The 13,148-nt window shown below is 64.1% G+C and carries 11 protein-coding genes; 4 read left to right on the top strand and 7 right to left on the bottom strand.

The window, feature by feature from the left end; translation table 11 throughout:
- Positions 1-90: 90 nt before the first annotated feature.
- From QZ258_RS10515 to QZ258_RS10505, 3 genes are read right to left on the bottom strand one after another with little or no spacing between them, the layout of a single operon-like run.
- On the bottom strand, positions 91-1,044 hold the full coding sequence (locus tag QZ258_RS10515) for a DUF4231 domain-containing protein (RefSeq protein ID WP_294181313.1): 954 nt from the start codon (positions 1,042-1,044) through the stop codon (positions 91-93).
- Positions 1,041-1,502, bottom strand: coding sequence for a TIR domain-containing protein (locus tag QZ258_RS10510; protein ID WP_158680919.1), 462 nt, complete (start codon positions 1,500-1,502; stop codon positions 1,041-1,043). The genes QZ258_RS10515 and QZ258_RS10510 overlap by 4 nt, the downstream gene beginning before the upstream one ends.
- A complete protein-coding gene (locus QZ258_RS10505; protein WP_294181301.1) occupies positions 1,499-2,305 on the bottom strand; it encodes a rubredoxin-like domain-containing protein in 807 nt (268 codons plus the stop codon). The genes QZ258_RS10510 and QZ258_RS10505 overlap by 4 nt, the downstream gene beginning before the upstream one ends.
- 68 nt (positions 2,306-2,373) lie before the next feature.
- On the opposite strand from QZ258_RS10505, the gene QZ258_RS10500 reads away from it, so the two are divergent.
- Together QZ258_RS10500 and QZ258_RS10495 are read left to right on the top strand one after the other, a co-directional pair.
- Complete coding sequence (locus QZ258_RS10500) at positions 2,374-2,997, top strand: hypothetical protein (protein ID WP_294181299.1); 624 nt, start codon at positions 2,374-2,376, stop codon at positions 2,995-2,997.
- A 6-nt stretch (positions 2,998-3,003) separates the two neighbouring features.
- Positions 3,004-3,993, top strand: coding sequence for a thymidylate synthase (locus QZ258_RS10495; protein WP_294181297.1), 990 nt, complete (start codon positions 3,004-3,006; stop codon positions 3,991-3,993).
- Between the two features lie 10 nt (positions 3,994-4,003).
- On the opposite strand, the gene QZ258_RS10490 is transcribed toward QZ258_RS10495, so the two are convergent.
- Together QZ258_RS10490 and QZ258_RS10485 are read right to left on the bottom strand one after the other, a co-directional pair.
- Positions 4,004-5,005: a nucleotide kinase domain-containing protein gene (locus tag QZ258_RS10490; RefSeq protein WP_294181296.1), complete on the bottom strand. Its 1,002-nt coding sequence runs from the start codon at positions 5,003-5,005 to the stop codon at positions 4,004-4,006.
- A 19-nt stretch (positions 5,006-5,024) separates the two neighbouring features.
- A complete protein-coding gene (locus QZ258_RS10485) occupies positions 5,025-5,417 on the bottom strand; it encodes a sulfate permease (protein ID WP_294181295.1) in 393 nt (130 codons plus the stop codon).
- A 213-nt stretch (positions 5,418-5,630) separates the two neighbouring features.
- On the opposite strand from QZ258_RS10485, the gene QZ258_RS10480 reads away from it, so the two are divergent.
- Complete coding sequence (locus tag QZ258_RS10480) at positions 5,631-6,635, top strand: DNA-processing protein DprA (RefSeq protein WP_294181294.1); 1,005 nt, start codon at positions 5,631-5,633, stop codon at positions 6,633-6,635.
- A gap of 40 nt (positions 6,636-6,675) precedes the next feature.
- On the opposite strand, the gene QZ258_RS10475 is transcribed toward QZ258_RS10480, so the two are convergent.
- On the bottom strand, positions 6,676-8,037 hold the full coding sequence (locus tag QZ258_RS10475) for a hypothetical protein (RefSeq protein WP_294181293.1): 1,362 nt from the start codon (positions 8,035-8,037) through the stop codon (positions 6,676-6,678).
- A 56-nt stretch (positions 8,038-8,093) separates the two neighbouring features.
- Positions 8,094-11,642 (bottom strand): MobF family relaxase, encoded by a 3,549-nt coding sequence (mobF, locus tag QZ258_RS10470; protein WP_294181311.1) that lies wholly within the window; start codon positions 11,640-11,642, stop codon positions 8,094-8,096.
- Between the two features lie 307 nt (positions 11,643-11,949).
- Here mobF and dcm point away from each other — a divergent pair, with 307 nt between their 5' ends.
- Entirely contained in the window at positions 11,950-12,441 is a 492-nt protein-coding gene (dcm, locus tag QZ258_RS10465) for a DNA cytosine methyltransferase (protein WP_294181292.1), read from the top strand.
- Positions 12,442-13,148: the final 707 nt, after the last annotated feature.

The following is a 13,148-nucleotide window of genomic DNA, read 5'->3' as shown; positions in this document are numbered from 1 at the left end:
CGGACTCGAGATCCTCGCCAAGAGCCGCTTGAGCCTCGTCCCCCAGACAGGAAACGAGGTGACCGACCAACCCGCCCTCGAACTCAGCGCCTAAGCCAACACAACGAAGGATCGCGCTACACCACTACCCGGGACTTGACCAGGCGGCAACGGCTCCTCGCCGCGGGTAGCCAGCCACATTGTGTGCTCCCGACTGATCGCTTCCTCAGCATCCGCCACCGCCTGCGGCCAGTCCTCAGCACTCACTCCACGGAGAACATCTGCTTGAACGGCCAGTTCACCTGCTGCCACCCGGTACGCGGAGGTCAGTTGGGAGTGTTGCTTGATCGCCAGCCAGGCGGCTCCTCCTGCAACGAACGCAGCGACGATACCGGCGAAGTCGAACGGCTCATCGCGACCTAGAGAAAGAGCCGCAGCTACGATTGCCAGCAACTCACCAAGCAGAAGCGCATAACGCCACGCCGTAGCACGGACCTCGTTTTTCCGGGCGTTGGACGAGTACCAGGCGCGCTGTTCTTCTGTCCTTTGTTCGAGGTAAGCGTCCCTGCGCTCGGAGAATGGAGACCGACGGAGATCAAGCATGCTCTCTGTGAGCACCGCATCGCCGGGACCAACGTTGATTCGGTCCTTACCACGCTGCAAGACCTCGCTGACTCGGGTTCGAAGCAGTGCCTCAGCTTCTTGTTCAGTGAGAGTCGGGCCGAAAGGCTCTCCCTGGACGGCGAACCGCCATGCGAGTGTCTTGGTGGACTCGGCGACCGCGCGTCCTGCGTACCAGTCGCGTTCTGGCTGAAATCGGATCAAAGCTAACTCGGCTAGTGCGGCTGCCACGAACGCGAGAAGTACTACGAGGCCAGAAAAGTCGAAACTTCCGATGGCGATGCCCAGTGCCGCGGCGAGCGTTGCGACTAGAAGCGCAACTAGCCGGGAGGCGCTTAGCCGGACGTACGCTGTTTGTCCGCGCCCTGACGCTTCGCTTGCCGCATCGTGGATAACGGGCAACTTGATTTTCGCTGGCCTGCGGGAGTTGCTGTGACTGCTCATCGCGTGCACGTGCTCATCGTGTTAGTGGGCATCGACCTGCCGCGGCTCGTCGCTGCGATCGCTCGCTCTATGGCATCGTCAAACTGATTGACATCTGCTGGAGTGTTCCAGTCGAGAATCTCAGCGCCGTACTCTGTCAACCCTTCGGGGACTGGGGCGTCGGGATCGATACGGATGCCAATGATGCCCTTTCCCTGTTCCTTACTCCACTGGATCTCTTTCTCGACCCACTCACTTTGGGAGGTCTCCTTCCCGATGAGCACGATTGTCGCCGATGACCCTTTGATCCGTTCCTTGATCTTTCGGCTGATGTAGTCCGCGTCCTGGCTCTTCACCGGGTCGAGAAGGTGCCGCCCCGTGAAGTCAACGTTGACGTTCTTGTTGTATGTCATCAGGTTCAAGCCACGGGCTTTCATCTGATCGGCATGCTGGTAACTGATAAAAACTCGACGGGTCATGCGCCCTCCTCGGCGGGAGCGAGCGTCGCCATCTGCTTGCACAACGGACACTTCTTAAGCAGTGCGCCGCTCTCAATGACATATCCGCACTCTCGGCATCGCCACTTGCGGTTCCTGGAACTGTTGGGCACCTTCGAGAGCTCAGCGTCTGTCTGGTAGTACTCGGGAGCGTCTGCCCAGCTGAATCCAGCCTCCCGCCCCCACGACGGATACGCGTAGCCCGATCGAGCACGCGCGAACGCTTCGACTCGTTCGACTTCTCCTAAGTACTCGGCCGTGCGGTCAGGGCGCTCGTCGCATATCCGGCGAAGAGCCGCCACAGTCTCAACGTCGATCGGTTTCATCGTACGGAACTGCGTAGAACAGATCGCTGCCAACGGCTCTGCCAGATCGCTCGCGAGGATGGGGTCTATGAAGTGCATCTTTTCGGCAGCGAGGGCATAGTCACGGTTGACCGCACCCTGGGTGCCTTCCGTGTACCAGCCAACGTTGTAGTACCCGGAGATCACTCTCCCCTGGTGCGGCTTGCGTGTCGTGAGGAAGAAGATGGTGGCCGCGCCATCGAGAACGATCCGGTTTCGCATGGACGGCTCGCAGGTGGAGAACAGGCCGTACGTTCCGGTCTCGATGTTTGGGTCGCTCTTGTTATCCGCACGTCGGGTGATCTCGCGAACTGGCCATCGTGCGAGGGGCTCGGAGAAGTAGACGGACAGGTAGCCGCGGCCACTATCGGGGAGCTCGCGCCACGGGTCGCCAAGGCGACGCGCCGCTGCGCCTCCCTCGTGATCCCGGTTCTGTCGCATAGCTTGATGTTAGGGGTGACCTCTGACACATCCCGGGAGCCACGCTGGGCGGAGCGAAGGAGCTGGTGATGGTCACGACTGATCTCATCATCCGCCGCGGGGCGGTCATCGTGTTCGAGGGCCTCGATCAGACTGGTAAGTCGACACAGTTGAACCGCCTCCGTGGTTCGCTCGACGCGGAGTCCACAGTGTTCGCTCACATGCCAAGCGGCTTCACTACGTTCACCGAGCGTGTGTACAGAGCGCTGGAGGGCAAGACCCCTGACGAGAAACCCACGTCAGGCCTCGCCCAGCAACTAGCGCACCTCGCGTGCCATGCGGAGTCGGTGCCCGATCTCAAGCGAGCTGCGGAGACGCGATCTTTGATCCTGGATCGTTGGTGGTGGTCCACCCTCGCTTACGGCTGGTACGGCGGGTCAGTGAAGCAGTCAGGACTCCCTGAGTCGAGCTTCAAGGAACTCATCGACACGATCTGGTCACCAATCAAGCCGTCTATCGTGTTCGTTTTCCTCGAACCCCACCACCTCGACCCGAACAACGCTCCAGGCGTGCAGGACGGCTATCGAGCGCTCTTGGAAGAACATGCTGAGTCCGCGGTTGTCGTCCCGATAGCGAACGAAGAAGAGACACACTCGTTTGTGACTGAGACGCTTCTGAATCGCGGACTTGCTGCCCGAGTTGAGAATCGATGAAGCGCGGTGGCTGCATATCGAGATGTGGAGCAGGCGTTCTTCGCCGAGTTGCATGCCGTTGTCGACTCTGGAGACGCTGTTGAGGTCCGCGGAGAGCGGACCAGGGAGCTGCGGGCGCGACTCATCGAGGTGTCTGACATTCGGTCTCGCTACGTTGTGCTCCCCCACCGAAACAACAATGTTTTTGCCTCGATAGCGGAGAGCATGTGGGTGTTGGCGGGCCGAAACGACTTGAGCTTTCTCAGCGCCTATCTAGAGCGCGCGGTCGACTTCTCGGATGACGGCCTGACATGGCGCGCTGGATACGGTCCGCGGCTCCGAAATTGGAACGGCGTGGATCAACTCGCGGAGATCGTGAAGATTCTCCGGAAAGACCCACTCTCCCGTCGTGCCGTCGCCAGTATTTACGATCCGGGTCGCGACTTCGTCGAGAGCCGAGATATCCCATGCAACAACTGGCTTCACTTCATCATGAGGGATGGGCGTCTCGACCTCCACGTGGCCGCCCGCAGCACTGACATATGGTGGGGATTCTCAGGCATCAACGCCTTCGAGTGGACACTACTGCTTGAAGTGATGTCGCGGTGGCTCCAATGTATGCCTGGGCGACTGGTCTTCTTTAGCTCTTCCCTACATCTCTACGAGCGCCACTTCGACCGGGCTTCACGACTTCTGGCCAGTCAACCGAGCCGGGCGGCATCCGGCGCGACAGAGCAGTTGCAGTTCGACACAGACTGGGAGGACGCGCCCGCGGCGTGGGCCGAGTGGATGCGACTGGAGGCCGGCATTCGCTCCGGCCAAGACCTCTCGGCGCTCGACTGCAACCTCACCGACCCGCTCCTGCTTGCCTACATTCGAATGATCGATCTATATTGGTCCGCGCAAAGTGGAGTCGAATCCGTGGCCCTAGACGAGAAGCTAGCTGTACTTGGGGATGGCAGACTTGCTACCGCCGCGCGCGAGTATCTTCAACGACCTCAACAGTTGCGGCACTGAGCCCGACGGCCTAAATAGCTGATGCGAGCGTGCTTGAACGGCCCGACACCCGCTGGTTGATGCCCCATTTTGGCGGAAAGTATGGCGTTGCCGGAGGGCCTTGTGGTGCGAACTGCTGCTTGATTCTGTTACGGCTTCCGACTCCGCGCACATTGGGGTGCATCACGCGCGCGTACTTGTCGGTTTCGCAGAACAGGTTCTGGCAGTCGATGAGCGTCAAAGCCCTACCGAACAGATCGTCAAACTCGATGCCTTGTTCTTCGAACTGTGCCTCTTGCGTGTCGACCATCCAGCGGATGACGTCTTCCGGAGAAACGCCATTGAGTTGCGGGAAACACTTCGCGATACCACTGCGTGCGCCCGGCCCAGGCACGACAAAGTCGTTCTCATCAAAGTCGATCACCGAGGTGTAGTTGAGGTCGATCGCCAGTTGATAAGAGAGGAAGGGACCGAGTGAAGGAAAAGTCGAAATCGTCTCAAAGACCTGGCTCAGAGACCTAGCATGCTCGATTTGCGCGGCAACCCCGGAGCGCATCATATGCTCGGCCAATAGCAGATGGTTGCGGTGCTTCCGAACCGCGCCGAACGGCGGGGGTGGAACGATATACGCCGCAGAATAAACTCTGTCGCCGCTAGCAATCTTTGCGTCCAGAACCTTGCTGTAGGCGTTGACGTCGAAAGTCGATGTCGTGATCTGACCGAATCTAGATTCCAGCGCGTCCCAGGTCGACGGCTTGTTAAAGAAGCGAAATAGCAGAACGCGCAAGACGAGGTTCTCGGGGTCCTGAGGACCCTCGTATGAGATACGTATCAAATCTTGTGACACGCGGTCAGCGGCACGGTAGGCGTTAGTGAAGCGATACTTCGAGAGGACTGCGTCATCGGTCCACGGACCAGGTTCGCCACGTAACCTCGCGTGATACACGTGCTGCCGTTCAGCCGCGAAGTGCCAATAAGACGAAAGCACCTCTGAAACGCCGACATCGCGCCGACCAACTCTCACGCGCCGCATCAGGTCCTCCTGTCGGTGCTTACCTCCGGCTCCTGCCTCTGTCTAGGTTGTCACGAAGAGGCCCGCCATGCCCGGAGACGCGCCAGCGTCGCTCGTGGTTCAGGCATGCGCTCTCCGCGCCTAAGTGGTTCGACCTGACCATGAGTAGGAAGCTGACTGGTCCGATCCAGAGGAACTTGAAGGCGTTCCAGACGAACAGCAGGACCAGCAGGTACAGCCAGCCGGGACCGCCGTCGTTGACGATCGTGGTGCAGATCGCGGCGGCATAGAAGTAGACCGCGGCCAGCACCATGGCGGGGATGCCCCACTTGAGGCCACGGCGGGTGCGGATGGCGTTGATGAGCAGGTTGGTGGGTGCGTAGCGGAGTACGCCGTAGCCTCGTGCGCTGAGCGCCACGGATGTGCGGAGCATTGCGGGTCTCTCTTCCTCGTCATAGCGCGACGGTGTTCCGTCGTGAAGGCGGCTATGAACCGAGTGCCCTCAGAGGGGCTGTCCCGTAGGACCCGCGTAGCTAGAGAACCTGCCTCGTCGTCCACTTTACGGCTGTCCCCTGACAGAGGGAACCCGTCGTCGGTGCGCGGGCGTGTACCTCGTCGGTGACCTTGGAGCGAGAGGACACCGATCATGGCGACACTGGCCGAGCAGATGCAGGGTGAGCGGGCGGCGCGGGCGGCGTTGTCGATGATCGCCGAGCCGAACGACGCTGCCACCGGGCGCGTCCTCGCACATCTCGGCGGGATCGAGACGCTGCGGCTGATCGAGTCCGACGACCCGGCACCCGGCCTCGCCCGCGCCGACGCGCTGATTTGGCGCGAACGCCTCGCCGCTCGGATCACACCCGACTTCCCCGGCCGAGTGGCCGAGACGCAAGGCGGAGAGTTCGGCACTCTCATCCCGGCGGACAAGGAATGGCCCGCCGGTCTGGACGACCTGGGTGACCGCGCTCCGTACCTGTTGTGGACGCGCGGGGCGACCTCGTTCCTGACGACGGCGCTGAGCGATCGCGTCACGATCACCGGCTCTCGCGCCTCAACGCCATACGGGGACCATGTCACCGGCGATCTGGCCATGGGGATGGCCGACGAAGAACGCATCGTCGTCGCCGGCGGCGCCTACGGGATCGAGGGAGCCGCGCACCGCGCCGTACTCGCGGCCGGTGGGCAGACGATCGCGGTCCTCGCGGGCGGTCTGGACCGTCCCTACCCGGCCGGTCACAGCGACCTGCTGCGTCAGATCGGGGATATCGGGCTGCTGGTCAGTGAGCTGCCGCCGGGAACTGCGCCGACCAGGCACAGATTCATCGCGCGAAACCGGCTGATGGCGGCCCTGTCGGGCGCGACCGTGATCCCCGAGGCGGGCGCGCGGTCCGGGTCGATGACCACCGTGTTCACCGCACGCGAGCTGGGTAGAGGCGTAGGAGCGGTCCCCGGCCCGGCGACCAGCGCCGCCAGCACCGGGCCGAACGAACTCATCAAGCAGCGCTTCGCATCTCTTGTCACCCAGCCCAGCGACGTGATCGCTCTGCTCGATACCGAAGGTACATCCAAGCGCAGGGCGGTTCGGGCCGAGCTGGGACAGGAGTTCGGTCGCCACCGCTCCGAACCAGGCGCGCCGGGACGATCGATCTGACCGCGACGCAACCGACGCCGCGACGACATGGCGAACTCGCTCAGGCGACGGGGCCGTCCGACGGGTCGGGGTCAGTAATGGGTTCTGTCCTCTCGACCCCGGTGTCAAACGCTGAGACCGCACCCTCGCTGGCCACCGATTCTTGAGTCGAGACCAAGTGCGTAACGATCGTTTCAGGCTTCAAGAAGTGGGAGGGGCCGTACATCGAAAGCACCCACCGGCCAGGCTCCCATTCGGTTGCGGTACTTCCCGCATCATCAACGCGAACCCAACGTAGGTCGGTTCGATAGGTGCTGCCATCCACGACGAGTTCTACGTCGGTGTGGGCGACGGCGGCTGCGACGTGGCGCACGCGAAGGATCGTCCACGTCGCGAGGCTGAGCCCTTGGTAAAGGTCCTTGGCCTCGACCGCGAGCCTGCCGACTGAGGATCGTGTGCTGCCGAGTTCCATGAAGTGGGCGCCTGCGGGTCCCCACTGCCTCCTTTGCCATCTTTCAAGGAAGTCCGCGCATGTCGCGGCGACTTCGGACGCCTGGTCGGTCGATGCACCCGGTTCGTATTGGTAGGGCTGCCATTCTTCGATCTTGACCTTCTGGTCTTGGATGTCTCTCCAACGGCCGATCGATGCACGCAACGTAGGCGTCGGCTCGACCGGTTTTGCCTGGCGTTCACGTGCGTCTGCCCAATCGGCCACCGCGAAGAGGCGGTTCCAGGCCTTTGTGGCGACGACATCGTTGTCAAAGTTGACAAGTGTGCCGTGCATGATGCCATTACGGAAGAGTTCGGTCACTTCCCTCGTGTCGGTCTTGTAGAAGCCTTTGGTGAAGGACTGATGCGCGTGGCTTAGGCCCAGATGGTGCCCGGCCACACTGTCCCACGCCACCATGTCTTCTTCTGGGCGGGCATGCAGACCCTGCCGAGTCGCGGTGTCGAGATCGTTCACGAAGCCGTCCATCACGGACAGCAGCACAAGAATCGTGCTGTAGTAGCGTCCGGCTTCGTAGTCGTGCAGCGCGTTTTGTAGCAGCGGGATGCGTGAGCGCATCGCGTCGAAGCGGTGCAGGCGGCGGAGCGGAAACTCGATCCATTCGGTGGTCTTGTAGTACTCGATAAGGCGCTTTTCAGCCGTCATCGGGTCTTCGGCGCTGACAACGTACTCCACCGCGGGCAGGTTGAGGTCACCAGTGAAGACCCAGTTCCTCTCGCCAAGAAGCCCGTAGAAGGCGTCGACGATCCCCGTAATTCGCTTGTGCTCACGTTCCAAGTCTTTCAACTGCTGCCGCTGATCTTTGGGAAGCAAGAAGCCGAGCACCCTGAACGCAGCCATCTGCTGCTCCATCTCTTTGACAGATGGAAGGTCACGCGCCGAGCCATACGGGCGCACCCTGTGCGTGTCGGTCATGTCTTGACCGTATCGGCCGCCACCGACAGCGTGGGGCGCGCCAGCGACGCCCGTGCTCATAGACGCAGCTCCGGACCAGACCGGACAGTCGTCGGTACTCCGTGCATCACACTTTCGCCTGTAGTGATGGATTGCGCGCGGTTGAGAGCGGCGCGCGCTCGTACGGCGTCGATCTTCTGGCTGGTGCTCCGCGGCGCCGGGCCGAACGGGCTGCGGTCGTCGGTGATCTGGTAGCGGTCACGGTAGGCCGCGACCGTGCGCGCGGCACGTCTCCACGCCTCCTGCCGCGTCGCGTCCTTGGGTTCGCCGCCGAGTTTCGCGGTCCAAGGCTGGTTGTCGGTAAGGTCGCTGTGGAGTACGGCGTCGGCGCGTTGCTCGATGAGGTCGCGGCGTTCGTCCAGGGCGTGGCGCATCTCGGCAGCCATCGGACCGGCGGCTTCGGGGATCAGTCCGGCGATCAGCCGTGGTGTTTTGCGGGTGCGGCCGGACCCGGCCGGCCGCGCTGTGGCGCGTGCGAGGCGGGAGTGGATGACGGAGGCGATGTCGTCGGCGTCGTCCAGACTGCGGGCGCCGACGAGTCTCGGGAGCAGGGCGTCGAGGTCGTGGTGGTTGGCTTCGGCGTGCCGCAACTCGGCAGAGAGCGCACCGTAGGCGTCGGAGTCGAGCACGTCGCCGACTTGCTCGGGCGTGAGCCCGGACGCGGCAAGCAGTGTGGCCCAGCGGTCGTGCTGGGCGGCTTGGGCGGTCGTCTCGTACTCGGCCGCAAGCTGAGTGATCGAGCCCCAGTGTGCTTCCTCGGCAGTGATCGTCTCGTGCGCCGACATCTCGGCGCCGATGTGTTGGAGCACGCCGTACAGGACGCTGCGGGCGGTGACGTTGGGGTTGTCGCCGGGGTGCGGCTCAGTGTGCTCCTGATCCTCGCGGTCGACGGCGACATAGGCGTAGTTGCCTTCCGCGCCGCGAGTCATCGAGACATAGAAGTTCTCCCGCGTGGTCGAAGGGGTGACGACAACGTGCGAGGTCTCGGTGGTCACGCCCTGCGCCCTGTGCGCCGTGATCGCGTAACCGAGGTCCAGGTGCTTGGTCACATAGTCGGCGGGCAGGACGATCCCGCCGCCGAACCGGCGCGCGGCGGGGCGGATGCTCACCGATCCGTCGTCACGGACGTTGGTGACGATCCAGCGGGCGCCGTTGCGGACCCATGTCTGACCGTTACGAAGCCGGCGATCGTTGTGTCGGGTGATGACCAGATCGCCTTCGGACGCGGCCGTGCCATCATGCAGACCGACCTCGCGGGTCGGGTTCACGGCACCGTCGATGATCCGGTCGGCCCGTGCTCGGGCGTTGAGCGTGGTGACGGACTCGTGGGTCTCGGCGACGAGGATCGACGCACGCCCGGTGGCGAGGTCACGCTGCCAGGCGGTGTAGGCGGCGTCGATCATCGCCTCTGCCTCGCCGCCGGTGATTCGCCCGTGGTCGATGAGCGTGTCGACCGCTTCGGCGCGGCCGTGGCGGAGCTGGAGCGAGGTGGTCTTCTCCCAGGCGTGGCTGAAGCGGTGCAAATCGTGAAGCTCCGGGGCGTCGTCGCGGGAGTGGACGAGCAGTTCGAACGCTCCGCCGGCATCGACCGATTGGAGTTGGCCCCAGTCTCCGACCAGCAGGGCCTTTGCACCGGCGTTCTCGACCTCGCGCGTGATCCGGTCCAGCGACGCGGTGCCGGCGAGGGAGGCTTCGTCGATGATGACGAGCTGACCCGGTTCGAACGTGGTGCCGTGCATGAGGTGGTTCTGCCACCACTTCGCCGTGTTCTCGCATCTGATCCCCAGATCGTCGGCGAGGACCTGGGCGGCGACCGCCGAGGGAGCCAGGCCGACCACGGACCCGGTGCCGTATTCCTTCTCCCAGGCACGGCGCAATGCCGACATGGCGGTGGTCTTCCCGGCTCCGGCCGGGCCGACCAGCACGTCCACGACCCGGCCGGAGACGGCAATCGCGGCCACGGCTGCGGCTTGATCCTCGCCGAGCACTCGGCCGCGCGTGTCGGGCTTGCGGGCGATCCGTTCCACCGTCTCCAAGGGCACCATGGGCGCGGTCGTCGCCTGCGCGCGGGTAAGGAGGCGGTCTTCGGCGGCCAGCAGCGCCTCGGATGAGAACAGTGTCGAGTGCCGGGGGCGGAACCGGGTGGTGCCGTCCGGGCGGCGGAACTCGAGCGGGCTGGTCGCCAGCTCCGGTGGAGTGAGGCGCAGCGAGGAACGCTCGGCCGCGTCCACGACGAGGCCGGTGATCGCTTCGCGGTCCTCGATGCTGGCGAACCGCCAGCCCATCAACTGCCTGCTGGCCTCGGCGTGCAGGTTCCACCGGGTCCAGGTCGAACGCTTCTCGCCAACCGTCTCCATCACGGTCTGCCCGACTTCCTGCACTACGTCTAGCGGTACGTCGTCGGCGCGCAGTACCCGGCGGGGAGTTGCATCGCTGGTGAAGGTGCGTGCCCATCTGGTTGCATCTCGACCGAGGATGCGGTTGGCGCGCTGCCGCCATTCATGGGTGAGGTCGGCCAGCGACTTGACCTGTTTCTCCGGCCTCGTGATCAGGGTTGCCTGCGCACGGAGTTTCAGCACCGTCCGCGCCGAGGGTTGCCTGCCGTGCTTGACGACGTACTCCGCAATGAGGCGGTCCTTCTCGGCCTCGATGTGCCGGGAGCGAGTAGAGAACTCGGTCACCACCTCGTCGGGCACGCCCTCAATTTCCCATGCTGGGTTCCGGTCCCGTCCCCGCTCCCGTGCCTCCCACCCCAGCCCGAGCGTGCGAGTCACCTGGTCGGCCAGGGCCGCGTTGTAGAGCTCGGAGACGGCGACGACCGCGGAGTGCATCGGCCGGCCGGCCAGGGTCCGCCAGCGGCCGTCCTGAACCGTCTGCACCTTGTTGCTGATCACGACATGCGTGTGGAGCTGGGGGTCACCGGAGCGGCTGTCGTAGTGATCAAATGCGGCCGCGGTGACGCCTGCGACATCGACGTGCGCAACCGCTCCGTCCGGTCCGGTTGCACCCACGCGGGTTGCTGCAACCTCGCGTTCCAGGAACGCAACCAGCTCTGCAACCGCCGCGTGATGGGCCTCCGCGATCAATGCTTGCGTGCCTGCATCCGCAACCGCCCAGATCGCGGAGACCGACTTCGGAACGCTGAACGTGAAGTCGAACCCGGCCACCGCGCGGCGAGTGCCTCGCTCGGCTTCCTCGGCCTCGATCATGGCGACCTCGCGCGCCCGCGTCACCGGCCCCAGGTCGGGATCGAGCGCGTCGACGCGCTGCTTGACCCGTTCGGTAGCCGAGGTGAACTGCTGGTAGGCGCGACCCAGCGGTTCGCCGGTGATCGGGTCGTGGCCCATCCCGATCAAGAGCTGTAGCTGGGCCTCTGAGACCTGGGCGCCTTCGACCAGCTCACCGTTGCCGAGACGGCCCAGCCCCGAGCCCATCCAGAACCCCGGAGGCGTGCCCGCTGCGGTGTAGTAGCGGGTCAACGGCGTGCTGAGACTCCGGTCAGCGTCGCCTGCGGCGACGGATTTCAACAGGTACTTGTAGCCATCGCCGGCCGACATCACGCGCATCGAAACCGTCACCGTCGCGCCTCCTTCTCTGACGCCAGGTGGGCGGCGCCCGACCGGGCGGCGCCCCGCCATCACGCCGCCCTCGGGGCGGCGTGGGCCTCGTCTGAAAGACGTGTGGCAGCTCTGTCAGCCGAAGGACGGGGCTCCGCCTGGTCGGGGCGGCAGAGCGGTGCTCAGCGGTATGGCGCGCAGCGGCGGCAGGCACGTCCGCTGCGAATCGGGTGATCGAGCACCTGGTCGCTGACCAGCCCGGCAGCGACTTCTTCCGAGGAAACCGACCGGGGAGCACTCGTCAGCCGGAGTCCCCATGCTCGACCCCAACAACCACGACCACCCGCTCCGCGTCGGCTCCCTGTTCAGCGGCTATGGCGGGCTCGACCTCGCCGTCGAACACGCCCTCGGCGCCGAGACGGTCTGGTTCTCCGAGAACAACGAACACGTGGCCCGCGTCTTCGCCCATCACTGGCCCGACATCCCCAATCTGGGAGACATCACCAGCATCGACTGGCGCGACGTTCCTCCGGTCGATGTGCTCTGCGGCGGATTCCCTTGCCAGGACGTCTCCACGGCCGGCAAACGAACCGGTCTCGCACCCGGCACCCGCTCCGGTCTCTGGTCGCACATGGCCGAAGCGATCGACGCGCTACAACCCCAACTCGTCGTCATCGAGAACGTACGCGGCTTGCTGTCCTCCCCCGCCGTCCGCACGCCCCTGGAAGGAAACGACGATGCGCAACGCAACCCCGACCCCGCAACCCTCGGCGATGCAACCCTTCGCGACCTGGAATCCGACCCGTAGGGTCTGGGAGACGGCACAACTCGACCTCTCCGGGCAGCCGGCGCCGTACTCGGCGATCTGGCCGACCTCGGGATGGATGCACAATGGATCGGCCTACCAGCGTCCCTGGTCGGCGCTCCTCACTCCAGGCTGCGCATCTTCATCATCGCCCACCGCAAAGGTGCTGTTCAGACCCCCCCTCGCCACGGACTCAACCCGAGGCCGGGAATCTCTGGAGCAGGTGCGGGCAAGACGAGGGACCATCGCGCTCTCGCACCAGATCATCGATCTGGCACTCAACGGACCGAGTGGCTCGTGGAGCAAGAGCGGCGAAGCGGAGACGTTGTGGTCCCTGATCGAGGACATCTTCACCACTGGGGACGCTATGCCCAGGCCATCGCCCAATGGGAACACGTCACCGGACGACCAGCACCAGCGCCCGCCCTCTTGACAGCGGATGGTGGGCCGCGCCCGTCGCCTGCGTTTATCGAATGGCTCATGGGCCTTCCTGCCGACTGGGTGATCGAACCGTCCCTCGGTCTCACAAGAAATCAGCAGACCAACGCGCTTGGCAATGGGTGTGCTGCCACTACAAGCGGGCCGGGCAGTCCATCTGGCGATGAAGGCGACAACCTCGACACTCATAGCGGCCACGCCGTGAAGAAGTAGCACAACCAATGGTTGTGAGCGACCGTCAGCCTTGTTGTTTGACGCCGAACTATCACCTC

Source organism: uncultured Schumannella sp., assembly GCF_905479755.1.
Lineage (GTDB): Bacteria > Actinomycetota > Actinomycetes > Actinomycetales > Microbacteriaceae > DCRR01.
This window is presented reverse-complemented; position numbering and strand designations above follow the sequence as displayed.

Bases quoted from the DNA above. Each gene is read 5' to 3' on its own strand.
- QZ258_RS10475 (WP_294181293.1), bottom strand. From the start codon at position 8,037: ATGACCGACACGCACAGGGTGCGCCCGTATGGCTCGGCGCGTGACCTT.
- dcm (WP_294181292.1), top strand. From the start codon at position 11,950: ATGCTCGACCCCAACAACCACGACCACCCGCTCCGCGTCGGCTCCCTG.
- QZ258_RS10480 (WP_294181294.1), top strand. From the start codon at position 5,631: ATGGCGACACTGGCCGAGCAGATGCAGGGTGAGCGGGCGGCGCGGGCG.
- QZ258_RS10515 (WP_294181313.1), bottom strand. From the start codon at position 1,044: ATGAGCAGTCACAGCAACTCCCGCAGGCCAGCGAAAATCAAGTTGCCC.
- mobF (WP_294181311.1), bottom strand. From the start codon at position 11,642: ATGCGCGTGATGTCGGCCGGCGATGGCTACAAGTACCTGTTGAAATCC.
- QZ258_RS10490 (WP_294181296.1), bottom strand. From the start codon at position 5,005: ATGCGGCGCGTGAGAGTTGGTCGGCGCGATGTCGGCGTTTCAGAGGTG.
- QZ258_RS10505 (WP_294181301.1), bottom strand. From the start codon at position 2,305: ATGCGACAGAACCGGGATCACGAGGGAGGCGCAGCGGCGCGTCGCCTT.
- QZ258_RS10510 (WP_158680919.1), bottom strand. From the start codon at position 1,502: ATGACCCGTCGAGTTTTTATCAGTTACCAGCATGCCGATCAGATGAAA.
- QZ258_RS10500 (WP_294181299.1), top strand. From the start codon at position 2,374: ATGGTCACGACTGATCTCATCATCCGCCGCGGGGCGGTCATCGTGTTC.
- QZ258_RS10485 (WP_294181295.1), bottom strand. From the start codon at position 5,417: ATGCTCCGCACATCCGTGGCGCTCAGCGCACGAGGCTACGGCGTACTC.